This is a genomic window from Streptomyces sp. NBC_01217 (assembly GCF_035994185.1).
Taxonomy (GTDB): Bacteria; Actinomycetota; Actinomycetes; order Streptomycetales; family Streptomycetaceae; genus Streptomyces.
On the sequence record NZ_CP108538.1, the window covers coordinates 5,663,120 to 5,688,794 of the forward strand.

25 protein-coding genes are annotated in these 25,675 nt (G+C 71.2%); 14 read left to right on the top strand and 11 right to left on the bottom strand.

From position 1 onward, the window contains the following. Window positions 1-263: 263 nt before the first annotated feature. Window positions 264-2,018 (top strand): acetyl/propionyl/methylcrotonyl-CoA carboxylase subunit alpha, encoded by a 1,755-nt coding sequence (locus OG507_RS25510; protein WP_327369496.1) that lies wholly within the window; start codon window positions 264-266, stop codon window positions 2,016-2,018. Window positions 2,019-2,111: 93 nt separating this feature from the next. Here the strand turns inward: OG507_RS25510 and OG507_RS25515 are convergent, their stop codons facing one another. Further along, entirely contained in the window at window positions 2,112-3,551 is a 1,440-nt protein-coding gene (locus OG507_RS25515) for an MFS transporter (protein WP_327369497.1), read from the bottom strand. Window positions 3,552-3,676: 125 nt separating this feature from the next. Here OG507_RS25515 and OG507_RS25520 point away from each other — a divergent pair, with 125 nt between their 5' ends. Continuing rightward, on the top strand, window positions 3,677-4,276 hold the full coding sequence (locus OG507_RS25520; RefSeq protein ID WP_327369498.1) for a TetR/AcrR family transcriptional regulator: 600 nt from the start codon (window positions 3,677-3,679) through the stop codon (window positions 4,274-4,276). Between the two features lie 63 nt (window positions 4,277-4,339). Here OG507_RS25520 and mmpB read toward each other — a convergent pair whose 3' ends face one another. The 3 genes from mmpB to OG507_RS25535 all read right to left on the bottom strand — a co-directional run bounded on the left by mmpB (window position 4,340) and on the right by OG507_RS25535 (window position 6,425). Continuing rightward, entirely contained in the window at window positions 4,340-4,468 is a 129-nt protein-coding gene (mmpB, locus tag OG507_RS25525) for a morphogenic membrane protein MmpB (protein WP_327369499.1), read from the bottom strand. Window positions 4,469-4,611: 143 nt separating this feature from the next. Further along, window positions 4,612-4,818, bottom strand: coding sequence for an acyl-CoA carboxylase subunit epsilon (locus OG507_RS25530; protein WP_327369500.1), 207 nt, complete (start codon window positions 4,816-4,818; stop codon window positions 4,612-4,614). A 14-nt stretch (window positions 4,819-4,832) separates the two neighbouring features. Beyond that, window positions 4,833-6,425, bottom strand: coding sequence for an acyl-CoA carboxylase subunit beta (locus tag OG507_RS25535; protein WP_327369501.1), 1,593 nt, complete (start codon window positions 6,423-6,425; stop codon window positions 4,833-4,835). Between the two features lie 134 nt (window positions 6,426-6,559). Here OG507_RS25535 and OG507_RS25540 point away from each other — a divergent pair, with 134 nt between their 5' ends. The 5 genes from OG507_RS25540 to hutH all read left to right on the top strand — a co-directional run bounded on the left by OG507_RS25540 (window position 6,560) and on the right by hutH (window position 12,573). Continuing rightward, on the top strand, window positions 6,560-7,429 hold the full coding sequence (locus tag OG507_RS25540; protein WP_327369502.1) for a biotin--[acetyl-CoA-carboxylase] ligase: 870 nt from the start codon (window positions 6,560-6,562) through the stop codon (window positions 7,427-7,429). 155 nt (window positions 7,430-7,584) lie between these two features. Further along, window positions 7,585-8,757 carry an adenylate/guanylate cyclase domain-containing protein gene (locus OG507_RS25545; protein ID WP_327369503.1) on the top strand — a complete coding sequence of 391 codons (1,173 nt, stop codon included), beginning with the start codon at window positions 7,585-7,587 and terminating at the stop codon, window positions 8,755-8,757. 99 nt (window positions 8,758-8,856) lie between these two features. After that, complete coding sequence (locus OG507_RS25550) at window positions 8,857-9,669, top strand: enoyl-CoA hydratase/isomerase family protein (protein WP_327369504.1); 813 nt, start codon at window positions 8,857-8,859, stop codon at window positions 9,667-9,669. Window positions 9,670-9,771: 102 nt separating this feature from the next. Further along, entirely contained in the window at window positions 9,772-10,941 is a 1,170-nt protein-coding gene (locus OG507_RS25555) for a GGDEF domain-containing protein (RefSeq protein ID WP_327369505.1), read from the top strand. Window positions 10,942-11,019: 78 nt separating this feature from the next. Beyond that, on the top strand, window positions 11,020-12,573 hold the full coding sequence (hutH, locus tag OG507_RS25560; protein WP_327369506.1) for a histidine ammonia-lyase: 1,554 nt from the start codon (window positions 11,020-11,022) through the stop codon (window positions 12,571-12,573). A gap of 1 nt (window position 12,574) precedes the next feature. Here hutH and OG507_RS25565 read toward each other — a convergent pair whose 3' ends face one another. Next, entirely contained in the window at window positions 12,575-12,856 is a 282-nt protein-coding gene (locus OG507_RS25565) for a hypothetical protein (protein ID WP_327369507.1), read from the bottom strand. Window positions 12,857-12,964: 108 nt separating this feature from the next. Here OG507_RS25565 and OG507_RS25570 point away from each other — a divergent pair, with 108 nt between their 5' ends. The 4 genes from OG507_RS25570 to OG507_RS25585 all read left to right on the top strand — a co-directional run bounded on the left by OG507_RS25570 (window position 12,965) and on the right by OG507_RS25585 (window position 17,276). Continuing rightward, on the top strand, window positions 12,965-13,396 hold the full coding sequence (locus tag OG507_RS25570) for a hypothetical protein (RefSeq protein ID WP_327369508.1): 432 nt from the start codon (window positions 12,965-12,967) through the stop codon (window positions 13,394-13,396). A 229-nt stretch (window positions 13,397-13,625) separates the two neighbouring features. After that, window positions 13,626-14,894, top strand: coding sequence for a L,D-transpeptidase (locus tag OG507_RS25575; RefSeq protein ID WP_327369509.1), 1,269 nt, complete (start codon window positions 13,626-13,628; stop codon window positions 14,892-14,894). 171 nt (window positions 14,895-15,065) lie between these two features. Next, the gene (locus OG507_RS25580) at window positions 15,066-16,547 is read left to right on the top strand and encodes an ABC transporter permease (protein ID WP_327369510.1); all 1,482 of its coding nucleotides are present in this window, start codon (window positions 15,066-15,068) and stop codon (window positions 16,545-16,547) included. Window positions 16,548-16,592: 45 nt separating this feature from the next. Then, on the top strand, window positions 16,593-17,276 hold the full coding sequence (locus OG507_RS25585; protein WP_327369511.1) for an ABC transporter ATP-binding protein: 684 nt from the start codon (window positions 16,593-16,595) through the stop codon (window positions 17,274-17,276). A 27-nt stretch (window positions 17,277-17,303) separates the two neighbouring features. On the opposite strand, the gene OG507_RS25590 is transcribed toward OG507_RS25585, so the two are convergent. Further along, window positions 17,304-17,753: an RDD family protein gene (locus tag OG507_RS25590; protein WP_327372084.1), complete on the bottom strand. Its 450-nt coding sequence runs from the start codon at window positions 17,751-17,753 to the stop codon at window positions 17,304-17,306. Between the two features lie 260 nt (window positions 17,754-18,013). On the opposite strand from OG507_RS25590, the gene OG507_RS25595 reads away from it, so the two are divergent. Further along, a complete protein-coding gene (locus OG507_RS25595; protein ID WP_327369512.1) occupies window positions 18,014-18,526 on the top strand; it encodes a hypothetical protein in 513 nt (170 codons plus the stop codon). 15 nt (window positions 18,527-18,541) lie between these two features. Here OG507_RS25595 and OG507_RS25600 read toward each other — a convergent pair whose 3' ends face one another. Next, a complete protein-coding gene (locus OG507_RS25600; RefSeq protein WP_327372085.1) occupies window positions 18,542-20,095 on the bottom strand; it encodes a hypothetical protein in 1,554 nt (517 codons plus the stop codon). A gap of 1,019 nt (window positions 20,096-21,114) precedes the next feature. On the opposite strand from OG507_RS25600, the gene msrA reads away from it, so the two are divergent. Beyond that, on the top strand, window positions 21,115-21,627 hold the full coding sequence (gene msrA / locus OG507_RS25605) for a peptide-methionine (S)-S-oxide reductase MsrA (RefSeq protein WP_327369513.1): 513 nt from the start codon (window positions 21,115-21,117) through the stop codon (window positions 21,625-21,627). Between the two features lie 99 nt (window positions 21,628-21,726). Here the strand turns inward: msrA and OG507_RS25610 are convergent, their stop codons facing one another. Next, window positions 21,727-22,830: a hypothetical protein gene (locus OG507_RS25610; RefSeq protein WP_327369514.1), complete on the bottom strand. Its 1,104-nt coding sequence runs from the start codon at window positions 22,828-22,830 to the stop codon at window positions 21,727-21,729. 68 nt (window positions 22,831-22,898) lie between these two features. Between OG507_RS25610 and OG507_RS25615 the strand changes: the two genes are divergently transcribed. Next, window positions 22,899-24,044, top strand: a complete 1,146-nt coding sequence (locus OG507_RS25615; protein ID WP_327369515.1) for a cystathionine gamma-synthase — start codon at window positions 22,899-22,901, stop codon at window positions 24,042-24,044. Window positions 24,045-24,146: 102 nt separating this feature from the next. Here the strand turns inward: OG507_RS25615 and OG507_RS25620 are convergent, their stop codons facing one another. The 3 genes from OG507_RS25620 to OG507_RS25630 all read right to left on the bottom strand — a co-directional run bounded on the left by OG507_RS25620 (window position 24,147) and on the right by OG507_RS25630 (window position 25,533). Next, entirely contained in the window at window positions 24,147-24,398 is a 252-nt protein-coding gene (locus tag OG507_RS25620; RefSeq protein WP_327369516.1) for a hypothetical protein, read from the bottom strand. Next, the gene (locus OG507_RS25625) at window positions 24,395-24,889 is read right to left on the bottom strand and encodes a sigma factor-like helix-turn-helix DNA-binding protein (protein WP_327372086.1); all 495 of its coding nucleotides are present in this window, start codon (window positions 24,887-24,889) and stop codon (window positions 24,395-24,397) included. Before OG507_RS25625 ends, OG507_RS25620 begins: the two co-directional genes overlap by 4 nt. Before the next feature lie 113 nt (window positions 24,890-25,002). Further along, a complete protein-coding gene (locus OG507_RS25630) occupies window positions 25,003-25,533 on the bottom strand; it encodes a MarR family winged helix-turn-helix transcriptional regulator (protein WP_327369517.1) in 531 nt (176 codons plus the stop codon). Window positions 25,534-25,675: the final 142 nt, after the last annotated feature.

Consider the following 25,675-nt stretch of genomic DNA (forward strand, 5'->3'; position numbering starts at 1 on the left):
CGTCGGGCAAAGAATCGTTCGCCCGTTAGTGGGGACTCGACAAAGAAACACCGGGCGTGGCTGCCTGCACGAACAGAGACCTGGACCACACCTCGTGGCTACTGTGCGGTTATGGATCCCGGCGTACCGTGGTGCCACAAGGGATTTCGCGACTTGAGCAAGCCTCGAATCACACTCCGTGTGGGCAAGCTCACCATTGGGGACGGGTCGTAGGGCCGTGTCGGTAGTCCCTAAACTCAGCTTGTTTCAAGGAGGGAGCCATCGTGCGCAAGGTGCTCATCGCCAACCGTGGCGAAATTGCTGTCCGTGTTGCTCGGGCATGCCGGGATGCGGGAATCGGGAGCGTGGCCGTCTACGCCGACCCGGACCGCGACGCTCTGCATGTGCGTGCGGCCGACGAGGCATTCGCCCTGGGCGGTGACACCCCGGCCGCCAGCTACCTGGACATGGCCAAGGTGCTCCAGGCTGCCAAGGACTCCGGGGCGGACGCGATCCACCCCGGCTACGGCTTCCTGTCGGAGAACGCCGAGTTCGCCCAGGCCGTCATCGACGCGGGCCTGACGTGGATCGGTCCGCCGCCGCAGGCGATCCGGGACCTCGGCGACAAGGTCGCGGCCAGGCACATCGCGCAGCGCGCCGGTGCCCCGCTGGTGGCCGGTACGCCGGACCCGGTCGAGGGCTCCGCCGAGGTCGTGACGTTCGCGAAGAAGCACGGACTGCCGATCGCGATCAAGGCCGCCTTCGGTGGTGGCGGCCGCGGTCTGAAGGTGGCGCGCACGCTGGAGGAGATCCCGGAGCTGTACGACTCCGCGGTCCGTGAGGCCGTGGCCGCGTTCGGCCGCGGGGAGTGCTTCGTGGAGCGTTACCTCGACAAGCCGCGCCACGTCGAGACGCAGTGCCTGGCCGACAGTCACGGCAACGTCGTCGTCGTCTCCACCCGTGACTGCTCGCTCCAGCGCCGCCACCAGAAGCTGGTCGAGGAGGCCCCCGCGCCGTTCCTCTCCGAGGCGCAGAACGCGGAGCTGTACGCGGCGTCGAAGGCCATCCTCAAGGAGGCCGGTTACGTCGGTGCGGGCACGGTGGAGTTCCTCGTCGGCACCGACGGCACGATCTCGTTCCTCGAGGTCAACACCCGCCTCCAGGTCGAGCACCCGGTCACCGAGGAGGTCACCGGCATCGACCTCGTGCGCGAGATGTTCCGCATCGCCGACGGCGAGGCGCTCGGCTACGACGACCCTGCCGTGCGCGGGCACTCCTTCGAGTTCCGGATCAACGGCGAGGACCCGGGCCGCGGCTTCCTGCCCGCCCCGGGCACGGTGACCACGTTCGCCCCGCCGACCGGCCCCGGTGTCCGCCTCGACGCGGGCGTGGAGTCCGGTTCCGTGATCGGCCCGGCCTGGGACTCGCTCCTGGCCAAGCTGATCGTGACCGGTGCGAGCCGTGAGCAGGCGCTGCAGCGGGCGGCGCGCGCGCTGGCCGAGTTCAACGTCGAGGGCATGGCCACCGCCATTCCGTTCCACCGCGCGGTCGTCGCCGATCCGGCTTTCACCAGCGACCCGTTCACGATCCACACCCGCTGGATCGAGACCGAGTTCGTCAACGAGATCAAGCCCTTCACCGCGCCCGCCGATGTGGAGGCGGAGGAGGAGACCGGCCGCGAGACCGTCGTCGTCGAGGTCGGCGGCAAGCGCCTTGAGGTCTCGCTGCCCTCGTCGCTGGGCATGAGCCTTGCCCGTACCGGACTCGCGGCGGGCGCCAGGCCCAAGCGCCGCGCGGCGAAGAAGACCGGCTCCGCGATCTCCGGCGACACCCTCGCCTCCCCGATGCAGGGCACCATCGTCAAGATCGCCGTCGAGGAGGGCCAGCAGGTCCACGAGGGCGACCTCATCGTGGTCCTGGAGGCCATGAAGATGGAGCAGCCGCTGAACGCGCACCGCGCCGGCACCGTCAAGGGGCTGGCCGCCGAGGTCGGCAGCTCGGTCTCCTCCGGCGCCGTGATCTGCGAGATCAAGGACTGAAGCGTGCGGTATCCCGCCGCTCGATGACGGGACGGGGGCCTTCGGATTCAGTCGTACGAATGAATCCGAAGGCCCCCGTCGTGCGTCACTCACTCACTCCTGCGAGGGCGGCGCGGCGGCCGTCCTCGCGTTGAGCAGCAGGACCAGGGTCAGCGCCAGGAAGCCGGCCCCGGCGAGCAGCCCGGTCGAGTAGCCCTCGACCATGCCGTCCGGCCCCGGCAGATCCGCTGCCCGCACCGCGGCCCCGTACACGGTCACGAGCGCGGAAAGCCCCAGTGCGCCGCCGACCTGCTGCATGGTCTGCATCAGTCCGGACGCGGCACCGGCCCGGTCCGGGCCGATGCTGGTGAGGATCAGGACGCTCAGCGGCATGAAGACGAATCCCAGCCCGAGACCGTTGATCAGGAGCGGTCCGAACAGAGCCGTCCAGTAGCCGCTGTCCGTGGAGAGCATGCTCTGCAGAAGGATCCCGGCGGTGGCCAGGACCAGACCGCCGCCCGCGGTGCGCCGCAGACCGAAGCGGGCGAGCGCCTTGGCGGCGAGCATGGACGAGGCGAAGATGCCGACCGCGAGCGGCAGGAAGGCGAGCCCGGTGCGCAACGGGCTGTAGCCGCGGACGAGTTGGAAGTACTGGGTGTCGAAGTAGAAGACCCCGAACATCGCGGCGGGCACCAGCAGCATCCCGGCGAAGGCGATGACACGGTTGCGTACGGCGAACAGATCGAGCGGTACGACGGGCTGCCGCACCCGGCGCTCCACGGCGAGGAACGCCCCGAGCAGTGCCGCCGCCGCGACGAACGCCCAGGTCACCTGGGCGTCGCCCCAGCCGTGGTCGGCGGCGCGGATGAACGCGTAGACGAGCGCGGTCACCCCCGACGTACCGGTGAGGGCGCCGCCGACGTCGAAGCGGGCGCCGCGGGTGCGGGCCGTCTCGCGGATGGCGAGCGGGGCGAGCGCCACGACGGCGAGGCCCAGGGGGACGTTGATGAACAGGGTCCAGCGCCAGGAGCCCACGTCGGTGAGTACGCCGCCGAGGATCATCCCGATCGCCGAACCGGCGGCGGCCACGCCGGTGAACAGGCCGAGCGCGCGGTCGCGTTCGGCCCCCGCGGCGAAGGTGGTGGTGATCAGCGCGAGCGTGGACGGTGCGGCGAGCGCCGCGCCGACGCCCTGCGTGGTACGGGCGACGAGCAGCAGCGCCGAGCTGTCGACGAGGCCGCCGAGCAGCGAGGCGACGGTGAAGACGAGCACGCCGACGGTGAGTGCGCGGCGGCGGCCGATGAGGTCGCCGAGCCGGCCTCCGATGAGCATCAGTCCGCCGAAGGCGAGGGTGTACGCGTTGAGCACCCAGGACAGTCCGGCGGGGCTGAAGCCGAGTTCCGCGCCGATGTCGGGCAGCGCGATGTTCACGACGGTCGCGTCCAGGATCAGCATCATCTGGCAGGTCAGGATCAGCGTGAGGGCGAAGGCGGGGCGGTGCGGCAGGGCGGTGGCGGTGGAGTCCGCCGCGGTGTCTGTGGCTGTTTCCGGCATGACGGTATTGCCTCCAGGGGATCCGGGGACGTTATTCGGAGGGTGCCTCCGAAACGATACGGAGGCACCCTCCGGATATGCAATGGCATCCTGGACCCCGGGGCGGAAAAAGGGAGGACTGCGCAATGGCGATGAGCACGGCACAGACGCCGGCCCGGCCCATGCGTGCCGACGCGCGCCGTAATTACGACCGGCTGCTGGGCGAGGCCCGTACGGCCTTCGCGGAACACGGCACCGACGCGTCCTTGGAGGACATCGCGCGCCGCGCGGGCGTGGGGATCGGCACGCTGTACCGGCACTTCCCGAACCGGCACGCGCTGATGAACGCCGTCTTCCAGGAGGCTTTGACCTCGCTGATCACCCGTTCCCACGAACTCGCGGGGGCGGAGCAGCCGTGCGGGGGCCTGGTGGAGTGGCTGGGCGCGATCATCACCCATGCGGGCGAGTACCGGGGGCTCGCCCAGGCGCTCATGTCGACGTCACGGGACGAGACTTCGGCGCTGTCGCAGTGCAATGTGCCGTTGCGCGAGGCGGGGGCGGTGCTGCTGGCGCGGGCGCAGGGAAGCGGGGCCGTGCGGGCGGACGTGTCGATCGACGACCTGATGCAGCTGACGAACGCGATCGCGCTGGCCGCGGAACAGTCGCCGGATGACCCGGAGTTGGCGGGCCGGCTGCTGATGCTGACCTTGCAGGGGCTGAAGGGGCCCAACACGGAGGGGAGTTGAGGGGGCGTGCGGGGCTCTGCCCCGGACCCCGGTCCTCAGTCGCCGGACGGGCCAGAAGGCCTTTTACCGCGTCCCGAGTACGAACATCGCGACCACCATCGCGAGTGCGAGTACCAGCCCCGCGCGGCGCATCATGTTCTGGGCGTCGCGGAGTTCCTTCGGGGGCCTGTTCTCGGGGTCGGACCACAGCATGGGACCGATCCTGCTTCGGCGGCGGATACCGCGCCTGAGTACGGGTACTCAGCCGCCCTGGTGCGTACGGACCAGATCGTGCCCGTACGCACCGGAGGCCCGGCCCGAAGTGGTCCGGACCTCCGGAAACGTGCGACCGCCGGCTATCCGGGCCAGTACGTCCGCGCCCAGGCCCGCGGGCCCGGCAGATGGCGCTCGCGCCGGGCGATGCGTTCCGGGTCGGACCACTGGCCGGGCAGCGCGGGCGCGTCGGACGACACGTCGGCCGTCGCCGCGGCGCGCGCCCGGACCACCGCCAGTGCGGCGGCCAGCTCCTCCGGGGTCGGGTTGCCCCGTACGACCTTGATCATGGCCAGGACCCTTTCTAGAGGGGGATGTTGCCGTGCTTCTTCGGGGGCAGCGACTCCCGCTTCGTACGCAGCTGGCGCAGCCCCTTCACGATGTGGGCGCGGGTGTCGGACGGCATGATCACCGCGTCCACGTAGCCGCGTTCGGCCGCCACGTACGGGTTGAGGAGCGTGTCCTCGTAGTCGGCGATCAGTTCGGCGCGGGTGGCTTCCGCCTCGGCGGGGTCCGTGACGGCGGCGATCGTGCGGCGGTGCAGGATGTTGACCGCGCCCTGCGCGCCCATGACCGCGATCTGCGCGGTCGGCCAGGCGACGTTGATGTCGGCGCCGAGGTGCTTGGAACCCATGACGTCGTACGCGCCGCCGAAGGCCTTGCGGGTGATCACGGTGATCAGCGGGACGGTCGCCTCCGCGTAGGCGTAGATCAGTTTGGCGCCGCGGCGGATGATGCCGCCGTACTCCTGGTCGACGCCGGGCAGGAAGCCGGGGACGTCGACGAACGTCAGCACGGGTACGTTGAAGGCGTCACACGTACGGACGAACCGTGCGGCCTTCTCGCTCGCGTTGATGTCCAGGCAGCCCGCGAACTGCATCGGCTGGTTGGCGACGATGCCGACCGGAAAGCCCTCGACGCGTCCGAAGCCGGTGATGATGTTCGGCGCGAACAGGGCCTGGGTCTCCAGGAACTCGCCGTCGTCCAGCACATGCTCGATGGCGGTGTGCATGTCGTACGGCTGGTTCGCCGAGTCCGGGATGAGCGTGTCGAGCTCGCGGTCCTCGTCGGTGGTGGCGATGCCGGCCGTCTCGGGGAAGGCCGGCGCCTCGGAGAGGTTGTTCGAAGGCAGGTACGACAGCAGCGACTTGACGTACTCGATGGCGTCCTTCTCGTCGCCCGCCATGTGGTGTGCCACACCGGAGGTGGTGTTGTGCGTACGGGCGCCGCCCAGCTCCTCGAAGCCGACGTCCTCGCCGGTGACGGTCTTGATGACGTCGGGACCGGTGATGAACATGTGCGAGGTCTGGTCGACCATGACGGTGAAGTCGGTGATCGCGGGGGAGTAGACCGCGCCGCCCGCGCACGGTCCGACGATCAGCGAGATCTGCGGGATGACACCCGAGGCGTGCACATTGCGGCGGAAGATCTCGGCGAACAGTCCGAGCGCCGCCACGCCTTCCTGGATGCGGGCGCCGCCGCCGTCGTTGATGCCGATGACCGGGCAGCCGGTCTTCAGCGCGAAGTCCATCACCTTGACGATTTTCTCACCGTAGACCTCGCCGAGCGAGCCGCCGAAGATGGTGAAGTCCTGCGAGTACACGCAGATGGGACGGCCGTCGACCGTGCCGTAGCCGGTGACGACGCCGTCCCCGTACGGGCGGTTCTTCTCGATGCCGAAATTGGTGGAGCGGTGCCGGGCGAATTCGTCGAGCTCCACGAAGGAACCCTCGTCGAGCAGCAGGTCGATCCGCTCGCGGGCGGTCAGCTTGCCCTTCGCGTGCTGCTTCTCGACCGCGCGCGCGGAGCCCGCGTGCGTTGCTTCGTCGATACGGCGCTGCAGGTCCGCGATCTTGCCCGCGGTGGTGTGGATGTCGATCTCTTCCGGCTCGGACATCGGGTGGCGGCTCCCTGCCTGGTCACGGGGACGACTGTGCTGCTGATCAGGTGCCTGAACACCTACTGATCCGTAGCGTATCGGCGCGGATACGGTTCGGCAGTGCGTCGTTTGCCACACCTAGTCTGGCTTGCATGACACCTTCGGATGCGCCTCACAGCCGCTGGTCGGACCTGGACCGGCCGCCCCTGAACGTCCCCGCGCTGCGGCGCGGGCTGCTGCGGCCGGGCGGGCTGTGGGCCTCGCTCGACGTCGTGGAGACCACCGGGTCCACCAACACCGATCTCGCCCGGCGTGCGGCGGAGGGGCTCGCCGAAGGCGCCGTGCTGGTCGCCGAGGAGCAGACCGCGGGCCGCGGCCGCCTCGACCGCACCTGGACGGCTCCGGCCCGTTCGGGCCTGTTCTTCTCCGTCTTCCTGACGCCGGGCGAGGGCGTCCCCGTACAGCGGTGGGGCTGGCTGCCGCTGCTCGCCGGTGTCGCGACGGCGACGGGGCTGGCCCGCGCGGCGGGCGTCGACACGGCACTGAAGTGGCCCAACGACCTCCTGGTCGCTGTGGACGGCGAGGAACGCAAGACGGGCGGCATCCTGGCCGAACGCGCCGGGAACGGCGTAGTCGTCGGCATCGGCCTCAACGTCTCCCTGCGCGCCGATGAACTCCCCGCTCCGGGGGCCGGGTCCCTGGCCATGGCCGGAGCGGTCTCCACCGACCGGGAGACGCTGCTGCGGGGCGTACTGCGCTCCCTGGACCACTGGTACGAGCAGTGGCGCGCGGCGGGCGGCGACGCGGCGGCGAGCGGTCTGCAGGAGGCGTACGCGGCGGGCTGCGCGACGCTCGGGCAAACGGTACGGGCCCAGCTGCCGGGCGAGCGCACGCTCACCGGCGAGGCCGTGGCGATCGACGGCGACGGCCGGCTGGTCCTGTCCACCGACGACGGCCTCCAGGAACCCGTGTCGGCGGGCGACATCGTGCACCTGCGGGGCGCCGGGGGCGGCCTGACCTGAGGGGCGGCGCGCACGTCCGGCGCAGGGCGGGCGCCACCCGGGAACGTTCCGGGACGACCGAGGGACGTGAGCCACGGCACACCTGCCGTATCGTTGAGGCCGATCCACCGACAGATCGGCAGGGCAGTGCGCAGGGAACGGGCAGGAGGCGGCTGGTGACCGTCGACGACACGACCTCCGGTGCGGGCGCGGAGCCCCCGTCGGAACCCTCGGTCCACCCGACGCCGCATCACGAAGTCGACCATACGGCGGAACCGACCGACGACCCCCTCGCGATCCGGCTGGAACAGCTGATCCTGGGCGCCGACCGTCGCTACACGCCGTTCCAGGCGGCCCGTACCGCCGGTGTCTCGATGGACCTGGCCTCCCGCTTCTGGCGGGCCATGGGCTTCGCCGACATCGGGCAGGCCAGGGCGCTCACCGAGGCCGATGTGCTGGCGCTGCGCCGGCTCGCCGGTCTCGTCGAGGCGGGGCTGCTCAGCGAGCCGATGGCGATCCAGGTGGCCCGGTCCACCGGGCAGACCACCGCCCGGCTGGCGGAGTGGCAGATCGACTCATTCCTGGAGGGGCTGACCGAGCCGCCCGAGCCCGGAATGACCCGGACCGAGGTCACGTACCCGCTGGTCGAGCTGCTCCTCCCGGAGCTGGAGGAGTTCCTGGTGTACGTGTGGCGGCGCCAGCTGGCCGCCGCCACCGGCCGGGTCGTGCAGGCCGCCGACGACGAGGAGATGGTCGACCGGCGCCTGGCCGTCGGCTTCGCCGACCTCGTCGGGTTCACCCGGCTGACCCGGCGGCTGGAGGAGGCGGAGCTCGGCGAGCTGGTCGAGTCGTTCGAGACCACCTGCGCCGACCTGGTCGCCGCCCACGGCGGCCGGCTCATCAAGACCCTCGGTGACGAGGTCCTCTACGCCGCCGACGACGCGGGCACCGCGGCCGAGATCGCGCTGCGGCTGATAGAGGCGATGGCCCAGGACGAGACCATGCCCGCGCTGCGCGTCGGCATCGCCTTCGGCACGGTCACCACCCGAATGGGCGATGTCTTCGGTACGACGGTGAACCTCGCCAGCCGGCTGACCTCGATAGCGCCGAAGGACGCCGTGCTGGTGGACGGGGCGTTCGCACAGGAGCTGACCCGTACCGGCGACGCTCCGGCCTCCGAGGCGCAGGCAGCCGAGGAGGCCGCGGTCGCCGAGAAGGAGCGCCAGGAGGGCGTGGAGCCGGTGGCCGTGCCCAGGTACCGCTACGGGCTGCAGCCGATGTGGCAGCGCCCGGTGCGCGGCCTCGGCGTCGTGGAGCCGTGGCTGCTGGCGCGCCGGGGCACGCCCTGACGGCACCCCGGACCGCCGTGCGGGCATCGCCCCGACCGCCCTGCGGGGGCGATGCATAGGATCCCTCCGGTAACGCTCGTTAACCGGAGGGGTGCAGTCATGACCGTCACGTCCGAGCAGCGGTTCGGGGAATTCGTCGTCGTACGGGTCCACGAGGGGCAGGAGCACGTCGCCGAGCTGGTCCTGGACCGGACCGGGGCGATGAACGCCGTGTCCACGGACATGGCCCGCTCGATCGCCGCCGCCTGCGCCGCGCTCGCCGCCGACCCGGGCGTACGGGTCACCGTCCTCACCTCCAGCCATGAGCGGGCCTTCTGCGTGGGCGCGGACCTGAAGGAGCGCAATTCCTTCACCGACGCCGATCTGCTGCGCCAGCGCCCCACCGCCCGCGCCGCGTACACCGGCGTGCTCGAACTGCCGATGCCGACGATCGCGGCCGTGCACGGCTTCGCGCTCGGCGGCGGATTCGAGCTGGCCCTGTCCTGCGATCTGATCGTCGCCGACAGTACGGCCGTGGTGGGCCTGCCCGAGGTGTCGGTGGGTGTCATTCCGGGCGGTGGCGGTACGCAGCTGCTGCCGCGGCGGATCGGTGCGGCAGCCGCCGCCGAGCTGGTCTTCACGGCCCGCCGGGTGGAGGCGGCCGAGGCCCGTGCCGCGGGGCTGGTCGATGAGCTGGTGGAGGCGGGGCGGGACCGCGAGGCCGCGCTGGCCCTGGCGGGCCGGATCGCCGCCAACTCCCCGGTGGGGCTGCGGGCGGCCAAGCGGGCGCTGCGGCTCGGGCAGGGCCTCGATCTGCGGGCCGGACTCGAAGTCGAGGACGCCGCCTGGCGGTCGGTGGCCTTCTCCGGCGACCGGGCCGAGGGTGTGGCCGCGTTCAACGAGAAGCGGAAGCCGAACTGGCCGGGCGAGTGATGCGGTGTGGTGTGTTCATGGGGGACGCGCACAGGACACGCAACGGATGTTGCCGATGTCGCAAACTGATCAAACCACTGCAAAGCTACATAAGCTGTAGCGATGGGTGGTGATGATGCGCGGCTGCGGGCCGTGGTTTCGCTTGCGCAGATGATGGCGGCGGCACACACCCCGCGGGGGTCGTGGCGAGCGGCCGCGCTGGGGGCGTGCGAGGCACTCGGCGGCAGTTTCGCCGCGCTGTCCGTGTGGGAGCGCGATCGCGGACGGCTGCGCGTGCTGGTGAACGCGGGCGAACGGGCCGAAGGGGAGGAGGAGTTCCCCGAGGAGGAGACGTATCCGGTGCACCAGTTCCCGGAGATCACGGAATTCCTGCACGAACGGTGGGCCGGGGGCGGCGAGCCGGACGCCTGGGTGGAGACCGCCGACGGCCCGGCGCGGCGCCCGCCGGACGGGGAGGCGGGGGTGCGGGGGTACGGGCGTGTGTACGGCCGCCGGCGGGTGGCGGCCCTGCGCCGGCGCGGGCGCGGCTGCTGCGTGGTCGCGCCGATCGTGCTGCGCGGGCGGGCCTGGGGCGAGCTGTATGTGGCCCGTCCGGTGGGGGCGCCCGTGTTCGGGCGGGAGGACGCGGACTTCGCGACCGTGCTGGCCGCCGTCGTCGCCGCCGGGATCGCGCAGACCGAGCGGCTCGAAGAGGTCCGCAAGCTCGCCTTCACCGATCCGCTGACCGGGCTGGCCAACCGCCGGGCCGTCGACGTGCGGCTCGACGAGGCGGTGGAACTGCACCGGACGGACGGGGCGGTGGTGAGCCTGGTCGTCTGCGACCTCAACGGTCTCAAGCGGGTCAACGACACCCATGGCCATGCGGTGGGCGACCGCCTGCTGGAACGTTTCGGCTCGGTGCTGTCCCGCTGCGGAGCCATGTTGCCGGGCGCGCTCGCGGCCCGGCTCGGCGGTGATGAGTTCTGTCTGCTTGCGGTGGGCCCCGAGGCGGACGAGGTTATCCGGGTGGCCACCGAACTCTGCGAACGGGCGGCCGAGTTGGAGCTGGGTGACGGGGTGGCGTGCGGGATCGCGTCGACCGGCGATCCGATCGGCCCGGTGGTGTCGGCGCGACGGCTGTTCCGGCTGGCGGACGCGGCCCAGTACCGGGCGAAGGCGGCCCGCTCCACGAAGCCGGTGGTGGCGGGGCGCGACGGCGAGGTGATCCGGCTCGCCGACGCACCGCCCAAGTCCCCGCACGACCGCCGCCATCTGCGCGGCAGCCGCCCCTGACCGTGTGACCGGATCGGTAAGGGGTCAACCGCACAACCACTAGTGACATGAAGGGATTCAATCCGTACGCTTCTGAATATGGATATGCATACAGTCGTGGTGGGGACGTCCGGTACCACCGCTCAGGACGTCATCGCCGTGGCCCGCGGCAACGCTCGCGTCGAGCTCTCCGAGGCCGCCGTGAGCGCACTCGCCGCCTCCCGCGAGATCGTGGAGGCGCTCGCCGCCAAGCCCGAACCGGTCTACGGCGTCTCCACCGGCTTCGGAGCGCTGGCCAGCCGGCACATCAGCCACGAGCTGCGCGCACAGCTACAGCGCAACATCGTCCGCTCGCACGCCGCCGGCATGGGCCCGCGGGTCGAGCGCGAGGTCGTGCGCGCCCTGATGTTCCTGCGGCTCAAGACGGTCGCCTCCGGGCACACCGGCGTACGGCCCGCGGTCGCCCGGACCATGGCCGACGTCCTCAACGCGGGCATCACCCCCGTCGTCCACGAGTACGGCTCGCTCGGCTGCTCCGGTGACCTGGCCCCGCTCTCCCACTGCGCCCTGACGCTGATGGGCGAGGGCGACGCGGAGGGCCCCGACGGCACCGTGCGCCCCGCGGGCGAGCTGCTCGCCGCCCATGGCATCACCCCGGTCGAACTGCGCGAGAAGGAGGGCCTCGCCCTCCTCAACGGCACCGACGGCATGCTCGGCATGCTCGTCATGGCCCTCGCAGACCTGAAGAACCTCTACACCTGCGCCGACATCACCGCCGCCCTCTCCCTGGAGGCGCTGCTCGGCACGGACAAGGTCCTCGCCCCGGAACTGCACGCCATCCGCCCGCACCCGGGCCAGGGCGTCAGCGCCGACAACATGCTGCGGGTCCTGGCCGGGTCCGGCCTCACCGGCCACTTCCAGGAGGACGAGGCGCCGCGCGTGCAGGACGCCTACTCCGTGCGCTGCGCCCCCCAGGTCAACGGCGCCGGCCGCGACACCCTCGACTACGCCGCCGTCGTCGCGGCCCGCGAGCTGGCCTCCTCCGTCGACAACCCCGTCGTGCTCCCCGAGGGCCGGGTCGAGTCCAACGGGAACTTCCACGGCGCCCCCGTCGCGTACGTACTCGACTTCCTGGCGATCGTCGCCGCCGACCTCGGTTCGATCACCGAGCGCCGCACCGACCGGCTGCTGGACAAGAACCGCTCGCACGGGCTGCCGCCGTTCCTCGCCGACGACGCCGGTGTGGACTCGGGCCTGATGATCGCCCAGTACACCCAGGCCGCCCTGGTCAGCGAGATGAAGCGGCTCGCCGTCCCCGCCTCGGCCGACTCGATCCCGTCCTCCGCCATGCAGGAGGACCACGTCTCCATGGGCTGGTCGGCGGCGCGCAAGCTCCGTACCGCCGTCGACAACCTCGCCCGGATCGTCGCCGTCGAGCTGTACGCGGCGACCCGCGCCGTCGAGATCCGCGCCGCCCGGGGCCTCACCCCCGCCCCCGCCTCGCAGGCCGCCATCCGGGCGCTGCGCGCGGCGGGCGTCCAGGGGCCGGGGCCGGACCGCTTCCTGGCACCGGACCTGGCCGCGGCGGACGCGTTCGTACGCGCGGGCAAGCTGGTCGCGGCGGTCGAGCCGGTGACGGGACCGCTGGCCTGAGTCAGAGGACGTCGGCGCGGCGTGCCGAGTAGGTGACGAACGCCGCGCCGATGCCCAGGAACGCCGTGCCGCCGATCAGATACGGGGTGGTGTCGACCCCGGTCCCGGTGTCGGCGAGCCTCGGACCGGTTCCGGTGTCCACGGCCGCGGTGACCGGCCGGCTCTGCGCACCCGGTCCGCCGGCCGACTCGTCCGTCGCGTTGGCGGACGGGACGAACCACAGAGCGGCCAGCAACGTGCCCGCGGCGGTGGCGGTCAGAAGCGGGCGGCGAGCAGCGACCACGGAATCGATCCCCCTTGTCACAGCCGTGAGTTAGGCCTGTACGCCGATGCTAGTGAAAGCAGCGGGTCGCAGGAAAGTCGCGAGGGCGGGCAGCTTACGCTCCGTCACATGAGTACTTCTGAGACATCACGGTTTGTTCGACTACGCGTCGAAATGGTGCTGGAGATCACGGACCCCGAGGCCCTCAGCGGCACCGCGCTGGAGTCCATCGCCGCCGAGTTCGGGGAGCCCGGCGCAGAGTCCGCCGAGGAACGCCTGCAGGCCGAGGCGGCCGTACGGGATGACGGCGCGGAGGCCCTCGCCTCCCTCGTCGATCCGTTCGACCTGGTCAGCGAGGTGCCGGGGGTCGAGCTCGCCCAGGCATCCTGGAGCAGCGAGATCGTCGACTACGACCCGGAGGACCCCGACGCCTGGGACCTCGACGAGGACGGGGATGAGTACGAGGAGTACTTCGAGGAGGGCGCCGACGGCGTCCCGCACAATGGGGAGGACGACGGCGAGCACAGCGGCGTGAGCGGCGGTGCGGAGCGGCGGGTCTAGCAGCTGGTGAGCCACCGGCCCCGGCCCGCTTCCCGCGGGCCGGGGCCGTGGTGCCCGTATACGTGATCGGCGGCGGGAACCACCGCTGTCACGGGTGCGTCGATGAGTGTTGTTCCCCACATCCATTTTGGATGTGGAACCTGGAACCCTTTCCATGGGTTCTACGGACATTGACGGGTTTCGCCGTTCGGCGGCGGCTCTGCTCGGGGTTTTTGGGGATTCGGCAACGATGGAGAAGCGTGTGATGACGGACAGCAAGCGGCGCAAAGGCCTGATGGCCGCGTCCGCACTGCTTGGCGGCGTTCTTGTGCTCACTGCCTGCAACGACAGCGGCGCGAGCGGCACCAGTGCCGAGAGCTCCAAGAAGTCGCAGGCGGCCGAGGTCGACAAGGCGGCCGCCCAGGACGCGTCGGAAGCGCAGATCACGATCTCGCCGAAGAACGGCGCGACCAACGCGAGCATCAACAACGACGCCAAGGTCACCGTCGCCAAGGGCACGCTCTCCCAGGTCACCATGACCACCTCGGCCGGTGTGGCCGTCAAGGGCACGCTCGCCGCCGACGGCACGAGCTGGAAGCCGGACGTCCAGCTGGAGCGCTCGACCACGTACAAGATCAACGCGACGGCCAAGGACTCCAAGGGCCGCGAGGCGCACGAGAACTCCTCGTTCACCACCGTCTCGCCCGCCAACAGCTTCATAGGAAACTTCACGCCCGAGGACGGCTCCACGGTCGGCGTCGGCATGCCGGTCTCGATCAACTTCAACAAGCCGATCACGGACAAGAAGGCCGTCCAGGACGGCATCACCGTGACGTCCAGCAGCGGCCAGCCGGTCGTCGGCCACTGGTTCAACTCGCAGCGGCTCGACCTGCGCCCGGAGAACTACTGGCAGGGCGGCTCCACCGTCACGCTGAAGCTGGCGCTGGACGGCGTCGAGGGCGCGGACGGCGTGTTCGGTGTACAGCAGAAGACCGTCACCTTCAAGGTCGGCCGCAACCAGGTATCGACGGTCGACGCGAGCACGAAGACGATGACCGTCACCCAGGACGGCAAGACGATCAAGACCATCCCGATCTCTTCCGGCTCCCCCGACAACCCCACGTACAACGGGCAGATGGTGATCTCCGAGAAGTTCAAGGAGACCCGGATGAACGGTGCGACGGTCGGCTTCACCGACGACGACGGCAAGGGCGAGTACGACATCAAGGACGTGCCGCACGCCATGCGGCTGTCCACCTCGGGCACCTTCATCCACGGCAACTACTGGGGCGCGCGGTCGATCTTCGGCAGCGTCAACACCAGCCACGGCTGTGTCGGCCTCGCCGACGTCAAGGGCGCGAACGACGCCAACCAGCCCGCCGCGTGGTTCTACAACAACTCCATCGTCGGCGACGTGGTCATCGTCAAGAACTCCCCGGACAAGACCATCACGCCCGACAACGGCCTCAACGGCTGGAACATGAGCTGGGCGGAGTGGACGGCGGGTTCGCAGGCCTGACCCGCCCGCCCGCACCACTCCTCACGCATCTGCCCGCACGTCCCGAATTCCGTACGGAGGCGGCGGCACCCCGGATCCCCTCGGATCCGCGGAGCCGCCGCCTCCGGCGTTCTCATCCGGCTCTCATCGTGGCCTTAACCCACCATCACAACCCGTCCATAGCCTCACGCCATGTACTTCACCTACCTCCGGCGCGAGCTGCGCCGCCGCAGAAAGGCGGCGCTGGTCGTCGCCTCGGGACTGGCCCTGGGCATCGCGCTGGTCATCATCGTCAGCTCGGTCTCCTCCGGCATGAGCAAGGCCCAGGACAAGGTCCTGGAATCGCTGTACGGACTCGGTACGGACATGACGGTCACCAAGGCCGCCGCCGCACCCGGCTCCGCCAACGCCCGCCCGAAGTTCGAGTTCGACGCCAAGGGCAACGACGACGACTCGACGCAGAGCAGCGACCGGGTCCTGGCCCAGGGCTTCCAGACACTGGCCTCCTCCACCGTCGACACGATCGGCAAGCAGGACGGCGTCGCGGACGCAGTCGGCGGGCTCAGCCTCAACGTCATGAAGGTCGACGGCCAGTTCAAGCGGGGCGAGTTCAGGCAGGAGCAGGGCGCCGGGCAGAGCGGCCCGAGCGGTCCCGGCGGACAGGGCGGCGCCACACAGCCGCAGGGCGAGGTCAGGGGCGGCGGTGCCTCCTTCGACGTCAACTCCTACAGCGTGTACGGCACCGACGTCACCAAGCAGGACCTCGGCCCGCTGACCTCCTCGAAGATCACCAAGGGCCGTACGTTCAAGGCCGCCGAGACCGACGCGAAGGTCGCGGTCGTCGACGCCGCGTACGCCAAGGAGAAGAAGCTCGACGTCGGCAAGACCGTGACCATCTCCGGGACCAAGTACGAGATCGTCGGTGTCTCGACGGCGGACAGCGGTGACGCCGCCGCCAACCTCTACATCCCGCTGAAGCAGGCACAGACCCTCGCCGACTCGAAGAACAAGGTCACCACGGTCTATGTGAAGGCCGCCGACTCGCAGCAGATCGACCAGGTCAAGTCGACCATCCAGAAGAACATCTCCGGCACGACCGTCACCACCTCCGCCGACCTCGCCGACACCGTCTCCGGCTCCCTGTCCACCGCCTCCGACCTGGCCTCCAGCGTCGGCAAGTGGCTGTCGATCGCGGTGCTGGTCGCCGCCTTCCTGGTGGCCGGCCTGCTCACCTCCTCGGCGGTCAGCCGCCGCGTACGGGAGTTCGGCACGCTCAAGGCGCTCGGCTGGAAGAGCGGGCGGGTCACCCGCCAGGTCGTCGGCGAGGCCCTCATCAACGGGCTGCTGGGCGGAGTGCTCGGCATCGCGGTCGGTCTCGCCGGCGCGTACGTCGTGACCGCGATCAGCCCCACCCTCACCGCACAGCTGGGCTCCTCCGGCGGCGGCATGGGCGGCGGCGGGATGGGCGGCGGGATGGGCGGCCGGTTCATGACCGGACCGGGCGGTTCGGGCGCGGCCAAGACGCTCGACGTCGCGCTGACCGCGCCCGTCTCGCTCTCCGTCATCCTCATCGCCGTCGCGCTGGCCGTGGCTGGCGGGCTGATCGCCGGTACGTTCGGCGGCTGGCGGGCCTCCCGGCTGCGCCCCGCCGACGCCCTGCGCCGCGTCGAGTAACCCTCCCGGCGCCCCATCCCACCTCGTTCCAGCAGGAGTTGACCCATGTACACACTCAGAGACGTGACCAAGCGCTATACGCGCGGCAAATCCACCGTCGACGCGCTCGGCGGTGTCGATCTGACCATCGAGGACGGCGGGCGGCTGGTCATCCAGGGCCCCACAGGCGGCGGCAAGTCCACGCTGCTGCAGATGCTCGGCGGCCTCGACCGCCCCACGAGCGGCAGCGTCGAACTCGACGGCGTCGACCTCGCGAAGCTCAGCGAGGCCAGGCTCACCAAGGTGCGCGCCCAGAACATCGGCTTCGTCTTCCAGAGCTTCAACCTCATCCCGACGCTCACCGCCCAGGAGAACGTCGAGACCGCGCTCGTGCCGCTGGGCGGCAAGGCGGCCGAACGGCGCAGGCGGGCCGCCGAGGCACTGGACTCCGTCGGACTCGGTGAACGGCTCGGCCATCTGCCCGGCGAGATGTCCGGCGGCCAGCAGCAGCGCGTGGCGATCGCCCGGGCCCTGGTCAAGCAGCCGAAGGTGCTGCTCGCCGACGAGCCCACCGGCAACCTCGACGAGTCGATGCGCGACGAGGTCATGGAGGTGCTGGAGACCATGTGGAAGGAGCACGGCCTGACCTTCATCATGGTCACGCACGACAGCGCCATCGCCCGCCGTGCACCGAGACTGGCGACGATCCGCAAGGGCCGGGTCACGATCACGGAGAACGCGGCGGCCTGAGAGAGGCCTACGGGGGCGTGCGGCTTATCAGCGGTGGTTGGCGGCTGTGGCGTTCCGGTGGGTGGTGAGGTCGCTGTGGCGGACCTGGCGCAGACCCATCGGATCGTCGTTGCCGCTGCTCCAGAAGGCGCTGAGGGGGAGTGCGCCGGGGCCCGTGAGGTACGAGCGCAGCGCGTACCAGGGCTGCAGCGGCAGCCGGCACAGCCCGTACAGCCAGCGCCGCATCAGCTGCCCGGGGCCCGGGCGTCCGGCGTCGGGCAGTCTGACCACCCGTATCCCCATGATCAGTTTGCCCGCGCCGGCCCCGGCGACGGCGGTGAGGACCACCTGATTGAGGAACGAGAACGCGAGTGTCGGGCCGAGCAGCAGACCGACGGCCGCGGGAACACCGGCCGCGTCCACGTGCGGCCGGGCCAGTAAGCCGCCGCCGACCAGACAGAGGTAGCAGTCGAGGCCGACGGCGAGATAGCGGCGCATGTCACCCACGCGCGGCGGGACACGGGGCGCGGCACGCTGCCCGGGGACGGGCGGGAGAGCCGGACGGGCGTACGGCCCCGCGCGTCCGGGGTTTCCGTGTTTGCGCGGCATCCGGCCGGCCGGTGAAGCCGGCCAGGAACAGTTCCGGGTACGTCTGTGCCCCCGCGACGTGGTCATGGCGAAATCATGTCTGATTGTCCGTCACCGTGTGCCCAGGACCGCACTCCTGCTTCACCGTGGGCCGCATTAATCTCGCAGTCATGACCGTCGCCATCACCGCCATGATCACGGCAGTAGCCGGGGTGCTCGGCACCCTCTTCGCCCCGGTGCTCGCGCAGCGGCTGTCCGTACGCCAGCGGGCCGAGGAGGCCCGACTCGCCGGTGAACAGCGGAAGTTCGAGGAGCGGCGCACCCAGTACACGGCCATGAACCGGGCGTCCCGGCAGTTCCACACCCTCCTCAAGGACGCCCTGCACCGCATCCGCGACGGCGTCTACACGGACCAGGAACGCACCCAGCTCGAAGAGGCCCGCCTGGACCACCGCGACCGCTACGCCGAGGCGCAGATGATCGTCCCCGAACGGATACTGCAGGCATCGCGCGACCTCAACCGGGTACTCGCCGCAGGTGACGCCGCCATCAAACGCCTCGACCGGCGCCTGGCCCGGGACGGCGAGAGCGTCGAACGGGCCCTGGAGGAGCTGAGAGCGGCCGACCCCTGCCTCGACACGATGCGGGAACTGATGCGCCAGGACCTGGGTGTCACCGAGTGAACCCACCGGTAGGCCCTAGCAGGACCCGAACGGCCACAGCCGATAGCGCGAGTCCAGCCGGTACTCGCCGCCCCGCTCCACCGTGAGCCGCGTCCACTCGCCGTCCTGTTGCAGGCACCCGCCGCCGTCGGCCCGCAGCCAGGGCGAGTACGCGATCCGTACCGTCACCGAACCGGCGGCGGGCATCCGTACCACCAGCGAGGCGTCGTCCCCGCGTACGACGGAGCCCGGTGCGGAGACCAGCGGGACGGCGCCCCGCACCCGGTAGATCCGCCACCCCGCGTCCTGCCACACCGGCTCCAGCCAGTCGGTCCCGCGCCGGACGATCTCCGCCTCCGCCTCGGCCGGGCTGTCCGGACTGCCGCTGTGCAGCACGACGAGGCCCACGCCCCAGCGGTCCAGCCAGGCGCGGTACGCCGCCGGGGTCGGCCTCCCCTCGTAGAACAGCCGCCCGCGCTCCACGTCGAGCTGCCGGTTCCAGCCGCGCGCCATGTTCACATGGGGGGCGAGCACGGCCGCCTCCCGGTGATCACGGGCCGGCACGACCTCCACCCGCATCCGTTGCGCACCGAGCCTGCGCAGCTCGGCGACCACGCCGTCGGTGTGCGCCGCCCAGGCGGGCACGCTGTTGGAGACCCGCAGATCGTCATCGGTCTTGTTGACCACCCAGCCGGTGTTGAACGCGAGCATCCCGACGAGCACGACGGCCCGCACCCGCAGCAGCCGGCCGCCCCGCGCCCACCCCGTCAGACAGGCCAGGGCCGCCGCGCACAGCACGGGCGGACCGGCCACCCCCACCAGCCGCTCCACGTTCGTCCCGATGGGCGAGGGGATCAGAAAGGTCAGCACGACACCGCCCGCGTACACCGCACTCGCGAACCGCACCACCCGCCAGCCGCCCTCGCGCGGCGCGGCGAACCACAGAGCCGCGCAGGCGGCCAACGGCATCCACAACTTCCCCACGGGCATCGGCTGTTCGCCCCTGAACGGGAAGAGGGCCGTCGTCGCCGCCACCACCAGGATCGGCGGCAGGAGAAGCGCGGCCGCCCGCCGCCGCTGCCGGCCGAGCCCGTACGCCGCACCCGCCACCACCAGGAACAGCCCCGCCACCGGACTCGCCGCCGTCGCCAGCACCGCGCACCCCGCGGCGAGGCCCGCCCGCCGCCGTACGTACAACAGCGCGACCAGCCCGATCGCCACGCCCAGCGCGAACGTCGTACGCCCGGAGGCGACATTGCACCAGAGCACCGACGACCCCAGCACCGAGACCGCGACCGGCCACCGCACCCCGGCCCGCACACAGAGCCGTCCCAGTGCCCACGCCCCGCCGATCCCGGCGGCGACGGTGACGGCCCGCACCCCGGACACCGCCATGAGCGGCGGCGTCAGCAGGCTGTAGTTGGCTGTGTGCATCCCCCCGTACCAGGAGAGGTTGTACGCGGACCCCGGATGCCGCGACGCGAACCCGGCCCAGGCGACCTGCGCCGCCAGATCACCGCCACCGGTGGCCAGCACCAGCGCCCACACGAGATACAACGGCACGACGACCAGCACCGCGAGCCCCGGCACCCACCACAGCGCCGCATCCGCATCCGCGACCACCCGGCGCACACCCGTGCCGACCCGCCCGCCTCCCCGCTCGCGCGGCACAGCCCTCTCGGTGATCCCCACCCCGCAAACACTAACGGGACCGTTCGCACCGCACGATGGTCACCGCCGGGGCCCCCAGCCCCGGCAACGGCCGGGCAGCCACCCCGTCCCCGGTGGCGAAACCCCACCGGCCCGGAGCGGCCGGCGCCGGCTGAGCCGTATGTCCCGCCCTGCGGCCGCGCGGCTCAGTTCGCCAGGGCAATGGCAAGGCCGACGACCATGAGGACGAACCCGCCCGGAGCGACCACACCCCCGGCAAACCGGAAGAACCAGGCCCTTCTAGACGCGACTCCTCCATGAGCTCGATCTGCATGGTCCGGGCTCCCGTAGTGGCCCTTATCGCGTTCCGCCGCTGAGCCGCCTTGTCCGCAGCACCGCGGACATTGAACAGAAAGACACATCCCCAGACCGCTCCGGCCAGGCCGATGGCGGCCAGCAATATTCCTGTCACTGCGCACTTCCCCCCACACGAGCTCCCGGAACGGAGCGCCGACCCCAGCCCGTTGAGCCGGGTGTCGCCGCAGAGCCTCGCACCTTCCTCATGATGCCGACAACGCACAATTGGCCGATCGGCGCGCACCGGGTGTCCGGCGCGGGCGAGACGGTGTTCCCACTACGAGCTCTGCTCCGACGATCTCCTGACAGCGCTCGACGGCGAGGCGGACTACGAGAAGACCAGCGCCCTTCTGAAGCGGTACAGAGCCCTGAAACTGTCCCAGGAGGTCAACCGGAGGCCCCTGTCGCAGGACGGCGAAGAAGACGGCGAGGGGCACAGCACGGCGGTGCGCCGCTCGCGGCGGCCGACGACCGCAGGGCCGGTTGGACGGGCACGGAATCGCTCGGAACCCCCGCGCGTTGGAGCAAGTGGACATGGGTTGCCGGTGGTGTGTGAACCGAGCAGCCCGAGTGACTGAGCTGAGACATATTGGAGGGCCGCAATGGTGGCGCAGACGCAGAGGGCCGTGCTGGCGGGCGGATGCTTCTGGGGGATGCAGGACCTGATCCGCCGGCAGCCGGGCGTGACGGCGACTCGGGTCGGATACACCGGCGGTGACGTGCCGAACGCCACGTACCGTGACCATGGCACGCACGCGGAGGCCATTGAGATCCTCTTCGACCCCGAGAGGACCGACTTCCGCGCGATCCTGGAGCTGTTCTTCCAGATTCACGACCCGAGCACCAAGAACCGGCAGGGCAACGACATCGGTCTCAGCTACCGCTCGGCGATCTACTACGTGGATGACGAGCAGAAGCGGATCGCCGAGGACACGATCGCGGATGTGGACGCCTCCGGACTGTGGCCGGGCAAGGTCGTCACCGAGGTCGAGCCGGTCGGCCCCTTCTGGGAGGCCGAGCCCGAGCACCAGGACTACCTGGAGCGTTACCCGGAGGGTTACACCTGCCACTTCCCGCGCCCGGGATGGCGGCTGCCCGCCCGCGCGGAGGGCTGACCGCGAGCGGCGGCCCGGCGTGCGTCAGGCCGCCGACGACCCGTAAGCGGCGGAACAATCACCGCACAGGGGCTGAGCAGGCGCGGAGCCGCCCCGCCGCTACCGCGGCAACGTCGCCGGGCTGCCGCCGTTCGCCTCGTAGCCGGCCACCGCCAGCGCCCGGTAGACCGTGTACTCGGCGGCCGGGTCGGGACCCTGCGTCCACGGCAGCGCGCCCACATGGCCGTCGACGTGGACAAGCTGGTTCATCGCCTCGGACCAGCGCTCCATCCGGACCAGGAACAGCACCAGCAGATGGCGGACGTGCGCGAGCATCGGGTCGTCCGCGCGGGCCGCGTGCACCGCGAACAGGGCGCCCTCGACCGCCTTGGTCACCACCGCGCTGCGGTAGAAGCCCTGGACGAGATTGACCTCGGGCAGATGCTCGTACACCGCGAACAGCGGCAGCGCGGCAAGCAGCGAGCCCTGCGGGGCGCGGGCCGCGGCCGTGGTGGCGAAGCGGTCGGCCTCCTCGCGGGAGCCGTGCCACTTCTCGCACCAGTAGTGCAGCGCGGCGATGTGCGCGCCCATGTGGCCCGGGGCCCGGTCGATCACCTTCGCCCACAGCCGGTCGAACTCCTCGTGGGAGTAGCCGAGTCCGCGGGCCACGGCCAGTTCGGTGAGGTACGGGACCGGATCCCCGGGCGCCAGCAGTGCCGCCTCGCCGCAGACCGTACGGGCCTCCTCCAGGATGATCCGGAAGTCGTCCGTCCCCGCGGTCGACGAACGCCAGGCCTGCTGCACCAGGAACTCGGCGTGCACCGCCGCACCGCCCGCGTCCTTCGGCGCCTCGGCCCGCCATGTACGCAGCCACGCGCCACCGGCACCGGGGTGCTGCGCCAGCTCCAGCGAGGCCGCACCGGCGAAGGCCTGGACCCGCTGCCAGCGCACCTCGCCCTCCTTGGGCGTACCGGCCAGCAGCTGCGACGCCGCCCGCCAGTCCTGGGAGCGCTGCACGACATCGAGGACATCGAGCAGATCCTGGTCCGGGCCCGGCAGCCGGACGTCCAGCTCCTCCTGGCGAATGAAGCCGTACGTGTCCGGATCGGCGGCGTCCGGCGAACCGGGCGCGACCTGCCGGATACCGCCGCGGCGGCGCAGGACGAAGGGGCCGATGACCGCGGCGAGCATGCACAGCGCGATCAGGAACCAGAGAATCTCCATACCCCCATTGTCACCGGACGGCCCCGTGGCCGGGTGGGCGCCCTCGTGACGAACTACGCTCTGGCCCCATGAGCGACCAGCACAGCTTCGAGACTCTCGCGATCCACGCGGGAAACCCCGCCGATCCCCTCACCGGCGCCGTCGTACCGCCCATTTACCAGGTGTCCACGTACAAGCAGGACGGCGTGGGCGGACTGCGCGGCGGCTACGAGTACAGCCGCAGCGCCAACCCGACCCGTACCGCCCTGGAGGACAACCTCGCGGCTCTGGAGGGCGGCCGGCGCGGACTCGCCTTCGCCTCCGGCCTCGCCGCCGAGGACTGCCTGCTCCGTACGCTGCTCACCCCGGGCGATCACGTGGTCATCCCGAACGACGCCTACGGCGGCACGTTCCGGCTGTTCGCGAAGGTCGTCTCGCGGTGGGGCGTGGACTTCTCGGTCGCCGACACCTCGGACGTGGTGGCGGTGCGGGCGGCGATCACCCCGCGCACCAAGGCGATCTGGGTGGAGACCCCGTCCAACCCGCTGCTCGGCATCACCGACATCGCCGCGGTCGCCGGTGTGGCCCGTGCTGCGGGTGCGCGTCTGGTCGTCGACAACACCTTCGCCAGTCCCTACCTCCAGCAGCCCCTGGCCCTTGGCGCCGACGTCGTGGTGCACTCCACCACGAAGTACATGGGCGGCCACTCGGACGTCGTCGGCGGCGCGCTGATCGTCAACGACCCGGAACTGGCCGAGGAGTTGGCGTACCACCAGAACGCGATGGGTGCGGTCGCCGGACCGTTCGACGCCTGGCTGGTGCTGCGCGGCATCAAGACCCTCGCGGTCCGCATGGACCGGCACACCGAGAACGCCACCAAGATCGCCGATCTGCTGACCCGGCACCCCAAGGTCACCCAGGTCCTCTACCCGGGGCTGCCCGAGCATCCGGGGCACGAGGTCGCCGCCAAGCAGATGAAGGGCTTCGGCGGCATGATCTCCTTCCGCGTCGTGGGCGGTGAGGACGCGGCGGTCCACGTCTGCAACCGGACCAAGCTGTTCACCCTCGGTGAGTCCCTGGGCGGCGTCGAGTCCCTCGTGGAGCACCCGGGCCGCATGACGCACGCCTCGGCCGCCGGTTCCCCGCTGGAGGTGCCGGCCGACCTCGTCCGGCTCTCCGTCGGCATCGAGTCCGCCGACGACCTGATCGCCGATCTGACGCAGGCGCTCGGCTAGTCGCAGATGCGGGGGCGGCGGGTGTCCGCCCGGTGGGCTCGATCGCTGAGCCCACCGGTCCGCCCGCCCCGTAGCTGCCCCGTCACCGGTCCGGACCGGCGCTCACCAGCCGTCCAGCGGTGGTGTCGTCTCGGAGGGCGGCAGCTGCCACGGATGCGCCGCCACCACCCACACCATGAAGGCCACCACCGCGGCGAACGCCACCAGCAGCATCAGCCGGCGGGCGAAACGGCGCCGGCGCAGCAGCCGGGCGCCGCGCTCCGCCGCCCGCCGGGCCAGATCGGCGGGCACCTGCGGATGCGGGCCGTCCAGCATGCGCCGGACCTCGTCCTCCCGGCCGCTGCTCCGGCTCATGGCGCCGGCGCCAGGGGTCGGTGCATCCCCCACCGCGCCGTGGGCCGGCGGGTGCCGCGCATCGTGGACACCGAGCGGTTGCAGATCGCCCGGACACGCTCCACCGGAAGCCCGAGCAGCGCCGCGGCCTGCTCCTCCGCGACACCCTCGTACAGCCGCAGCACGAGAATCAGGCGCTCCTGCGGTGTCAGCCGGTCCAGCAGCCCGCCGCGCGGCCGGTGGTGCCGCCAGACCTCATGGGCGAACCGCACGGCCAGCTCCCGCCGGGTGCGGTCGTACGGGTCCTCGCCGCGCAGCTCGCCCCACTGCGCGTATGTGCGTGCCAGCGCGGCCATGAGCATGCGCTGGGCGCGCGGGTTCGCGCCGGGCGGCTGCATGGGCTCGGCGGTGAGCAGCGTCGCCGTGTGCAGCAGTCGGCCTGCCGCGCCCGCCACGAAGGTCTCGAACTCCCGGGCGCGGCGCCGCTCCCGGCCCGCCTGGCGCTCTCGCACAGTGTTCATCCGAGCCCTTGCGCGGCTCCTGGTCAAGAGGCGTGCACAAGAGGTGTGAACAAGAGGTGTGCGCCCGGCAGACCGAGCGGCGGCGCCGGGCGCCGCCGCTCCCGCTAGCCGGCCGCGGGCGTCTGGTGCGAGGCCTGGCGGGCGGCGAGCGCCAGATTGAACCGGGTGAGCAGCGTGCAGAACGACTCGCGCTCCTCGGCCGTCCAGTCGTCCGTCACCTGTGTCATGAGCTCGCGGCGGGACGCGCGGACCTCGTTCAGCCGGGCCTGGCCGCGCGGCGACAGTTGCAGCACGACGGCCCGGCCGTCCTCCGGATGCGAGGTGCGCTTGACCAGGCCGGTGTCGACGAGGGGCGCGACCTGCCGGGTCACGGTCGAGGAGTCGATCCCCATCCCCGCGGCCAGGGCCTTGACGCCCATCGGACCTTCCCGGTCCAGCCGGTTGAGCAGCAGATACGCGGCCCGGTCCATGGAATTGCGCACCTGGCCGACGCCGCCGAGGCGGGTCTGCTCGGCACGGCGGGCGAATACCGCGACCTGGTGCTGCAGCGCATCGAGGACGTGGTCGGAACCCGTGGAACCGGGGGCGGCGCCCCCGGAAGGAGACGCAGCTGTCGTCATGTCCTGAGGGGGCATGGCCGTGGGCTCTCTTCGTACGGTGTCGGATGGGTGGGGGACAGAGTACGCGGCCACGGGGCAACGCGTACCAGTGCTGCACAAACCTGTGGACAACGGCGCAGGACGGGTCCGCACGAGGCGTCCGGCACCCTGCCGAGCT

Excerpts from the sequence above, each read along its gene's own strand:
- OG507_RS25530 (WP_327369500.1), bottom strand. The coding sequence starts at position 4,818 with ATGATCAAGGTCGTACGGGGCAACCCGACCCCGGAGGAGCTGGCCGCC.
- OG507_RS25630 (WP_327369517.1), bottom strand. The coding sequence starts at position 25,533 with ATGCCCCCTCAGGACATGACGACAGCTGCGTCTCCTTCCGGGGGCGCC.
- OG507_RS25535 (WP_327369501.1), bottom strand. The coding sequence starts at position 6,425 with ATGTCCGAGCCGGAAGAGATCGACATCCACACCACCGCGGGCAAGATC.
- OG507_RS25590 (WP_327372084.1), bottom strand. The coding sequence starts at position 17,753 with ATGCGCCGCTATCTCGCCGTCGGCCTCGACTGCTACCTCTGTCTGGTC.
- OG507_RS25620 (WP_327369516.1), bottom strand. The coding sequence starts at position 24,398 with ATGAGCCGGAGCAGCGGCCGGGAGGACGAGGTCCGGCGCATGCTGGAC.
- OG507_RS25610 (WP_327369514.1), bottom strand. The coding sequence starts at position 22,830 with ATGGAGATTCTCTGGTTCCTGATCGCGCTGTGCATGCTCGCCGCGGTC.
- OG507_RS25575 (WP_327369509.1), top strand. The coding sequence starts at position 13,626 with ATGGAGAAGCGTGTGATGACGGACAGCAAGCGGCGCAAAGGCCTGATG.
- OG507_RS25520 (WP_327369498.1), top strand. The coding sequence starts at position 3,677 with ATGGCGATGAGCACGGCACAGACGCCGGCCCGGCCCATGCGTGCCGAC.
- hutH (WP_327369506.1), top strand. The coding sequence starts at position 11,020 with ATGGATATGCATACAGTCGTGGTGGGGACGTCCGGTACCACCGCTCAG.
- OG507_RS25585 (WP_327369511.1), top strand. The coding sequence starts at position 16,593 with ATGTACACACTCAGAGACGTGACCAAGCGCTATACGCGCGGCAAATCC.
- OG507_RS25540 (WP_327369502.1), top strand. The coding sequence starts at position 6,560 with ATGACACCTTCGGATGCGCCTCACAGCCGCTGGTCGGACCTGGACCGG.
- OG507_RS25555 (WP_327369505.1), top strand. The coding sequence starts at position 9,772 with ATGGGTGGTGATGATGCGCGGCTGCGGGCCGTGGTTTCGCTTGCGCAG.
- OG507_RS25615 (WP_327369515.1), top strand. The coding sequence starts at position 22,899 with ATGAGCGACCAGCACAGCTTCGAGACTCTCGCGATCCACGCGGGAAAC.
- OG507_RS25550 (WP_327369504.1), top strand. The coding sequence starts at position 8,857 with ATGACCGTCACGTCCGAGCAGCGGTTCGGGGAATTCGTCGTCGTACGG.
- msrA (WP_327369513.1), top strand. The coding sequence starts at position 21,115 with ATGGTGGCGCAGACGCAGAGGGCCGTGCTGGCGGGCGGATGCTTCTGG.
- OG507_RS25595 (WP_327369512.1), top strand. The coding sequence starts at position 18,014 with ATGACCGTCGCCATCACCGCCATGATCACGGCAGTAGCCGGGGTGCTC.
- OG507_RS25515 (WP_327369497.1), bottom strand. The coding sequence starts at position 3,551 with ATGCCGGAAACAGCCACAGACACCGCGGCGGACTCCACCGCCACCGCC.
- OG507_RS25570 (WP_327369508.1), top strand. The coding sequence starts at position 12,965 with ATGAGTACTTCTGAGACATCACGGTTTGTTCGACTACGCGTCGAAATG.
- mmpB (WP_327369499.1), bottom strand. The coding sequence starts at position 4,468 with ATGCTGTGGTCCGACCCCGAGAACAGGCCCCCGAAGGAACTCCGCGAC.
- OG507_RS25580 (WP_327369510.1), top strand. The coding sequence starts at position 15,066 with ATGTACTTCACCTACCTCCGGCGCGAGCTGCGCCGCCGCAGAAAGGCG.